Below are 2,645 nucleotides of genomic sequence, written 5' to 3' on the forward strand. Positions count from 1 at the left end.
GCACACCCGGGCGCGCGCCCGCTGCCCGCGCACTCGCACAAGGCGGAGCTGCGCCTCGCCCAACTCCTCGACGCGGACGGGGCGATCGGCCCCGAAGGCGTCGACAGGCTCGTCGGCGTCGTCCAGGACGCGCTCCAGGCCGCCGAGGACAAGGGCGTCGAGGACCTCCTGCCGTTCGCCACGTCCGCCGTGCGCGAGGCCAGCAACGCGGACGACGTCCTCGCGCGCGTGCACGACGAGACCGGCGTCGAACTCCAGGTCCTGAGCGGCGCGGAGGAGGCCCGGCTGACCTTCCTCGCGGCCCGCCGCTGGTTCGGCTGGTCCGCCGGCAAGCTCCTCGTCCTCGACATCGGCGGCGGCTCCCTGGAGATCGCCTACGGCATCGACGAGGAGCCCGACGCGGCCGTCTCCCTGCCGCTCGGCGCGGGCCGCCTCACCGCCGGCTGGCTGCCGGGCGATCCGCCGGGAGCGGAGCACATAAGGGCCCTACGGCGCCATGCGCGCGCGCAGATCGCCCGTACGGTCGGTGAGTTCAGCCGCTTCGGCGCTCCCGACCACGTCGTCGCGACGTCCAAGACGTTCAAGCAGCTCGCCCGTATCGCCGGCGCCGCCCGCTCCACCGACGGCCTGTACGTCCAGCGCGAGCTCAAGCGCGAGTCCCTCGAAGCGTGGGTGCCCCGGCTCGCCGGCATGACCGTCGCCCAGCGCGCCGAACTCCCCGGCGTCTCCGAGGGCCGTGCCGGCCAGCTCCTCGCGGGCGCGCTCGTCGCCGAGGGCGTCATGGACCTCTTCGGCGTCGAGACCCTGGAGATCTGCCCCTGGGCCCTGCGCGAAGGGGTCATCCTGCGGCGGCTGGACCATATGCCGGCGGTGTGAGCGCGCGGGGGGCGTGCTGCGGGGTGCGCGCGCGGGATGGTTGTCACACCCGGAGTGCGCGGACGCGGGCAGTTCGAGAAGGCCCACCCCGGTACAAAGGTCTGTCGTGCCCGGCGTGCGTGCGCGCGGGGGCGGACGGGCGCGCTGTGGCTGAGCGGTGTCTCGGGGCTTGCCAGCGCGTGCGCGCGGGGTGGTCCCCGACGAACGGGCCGCGTTGGGGCCGCCCGCGCGAGGGTGCCCAGCGCCGCCGTACGGGACATCTCCTCGGAGCTGCCCGCACGGGGGTGCGTTGATCGCCGTCCGCCTCATCGCCTTCGGGAGGGCTGTCCGCGCGCACGCGCGCCGAGAGCTGGTGGGCCGCGACGCGATGGACCCGTCGTACCCGTCGGGCTGCCCACGCCCGCGTGTGCCGAGGCCGCTCCATGGCCCCGGCGCGCGCGTGCGCGGGAATGCGGCTGGCGGACCGCCCGCTCCACGACGCCGTCGACCCCCGGCGCGCGCCTGTGCGGGAACCCTGGTGCGGAGCGCGTGAAGGTGGTGCGAGGCGCGGGGTCGTAGCGCGAGGGTGTGCGCAGTGCGTGCGGTGCGTGAAGTGCGCCACCCTTGCTTCGGTCGGCGTCCCCGGGTGGAGGGGCCGTCCCGTGCGGGCGCGGGTTCGTGCGGCGGGGGTCTCTGTCCCTGTTCGGAGGGTGTCCGGGGGGTGGGGTCGGTATTCGCGGGTGTGCGTGTGGCCGGGCAGGGGCTCGTGGAGGGAGCCCGGGGACCCGGGTTCGGGGCCCGGTGTGGCCCCGTACGCTGTCCCTCGTGGCAGAACCAGTGGTGCGCATCCCGGATGCGAAGGTCGCTCTGTCCACGGCCTCGGTGTATCCGGAGTCGACGGCGACGGCCTTCGAGATCGCCGCGCGCCTCGGGTACGACGGGGTCGAGGTGATGGTGTGGAACGACCCCGTGAGCCAGGACGTCGAGGCGCTCAGGCGGCTCAGTGACTACCACCGGATGCCGATCCTCGCCGTCCACGCGCCCTGTCTGCTGATCACGCAGCGGGTCTGGTCGACCGACCCCTGGACCAAGCTCCAGCGCGCACGCGCGGCGGCCGAGAAGCTCGGGGCGAGCACGGTCGTCGTGCACCCGCCGTTCCGCTGGCAGCGCCAGTACGCGCGGGACTTCGTGCAGGGGATCTGGCGGATGGCCGACGAGACGGACGTCCGGTTCGCCGTCGAGAACATGTACCCCTGGCGCTACCGGGACCGCGAGATGCTCGCGTACGCGCCCGACTGGGACGTCACCAAGGACGACTACCGGCACTTCACGATCGACCTCAGCCACGCGGCGACGTCCCGTACCGAGGCGATGGACATGGTCGACCGGATGGGCGACCGCCTCGGTCACGTCCACCTCGCCGACGGCCTCGGCTCCAACAAGGACGAGCACCTCGTCCCGGGCCGCGGCACCCAGCCCTGCGCGGAACTCCTGGAGCGCCTCGCCCTCACGGGGTTCGACGGCCACGTCGTCATCGAGGTCAACACGCGCCGCGCGATGTCCGCCGCCGAGCGCGAGGCCGACCTGGCGGAGGCCCTGGCCTTCACCCGCCTCCACCTCGCCTCGGCGCTGAAGGTTCCGCGCGGATGACCGACGGCACGCCGGCCCCGACACCCCCGGGGCGGCCGACGGAACCGGTCGATCGGGGAGAACGGGCCGTCCAGGCGGCCAGGACACCCCCTGCCGCTCCGGGAAACGACCCCGCCGAGGCCCCTGAAGTCCCCTCAGAC

Annotated in this window: 2 protein-coding genes; both read left to right on the plus strand. The window is 74.2% G+C overall.

Translation table 11 applies throughout. From position 1 onward, the window contains the following. Positions 1 to 876: Ppx/GppA family phosphatase (locus tag AOK24_RS32075; protein ID WP_055723540.1), on the plus strand; the 876-nt coding region annotated here is incomplete at its 5' end. Positions 877 to 1,680: 804 nt separating this feature from the next. Beyond that, the gene (locus tag AOK24_RS32080) at positions 1,681 to 2,505 is read left to right on the plus strand and encodes a sugar phosphate isomerase/epimerase family protein (RefSeq protein WP_193555137.1); all 825 of its coding nucleotides are present in this window, start codon (positions 1,681 to 1,683) and stop codon (positions 2,503 to 2,505) included. Positions 2,506 to 2,645 lie beyond the last annotated feature (140 nt).

Origin of the sequence: Streptomyces niveiscabiei, from assembly GCF_001419795.1 — a bacterium.
GTDB lineage: Bacteria > Actinomycetota > Actinomycetes > Streptomycetales > Streptomycetaceae > Streptomyces > Streptomyces niveiscabiei.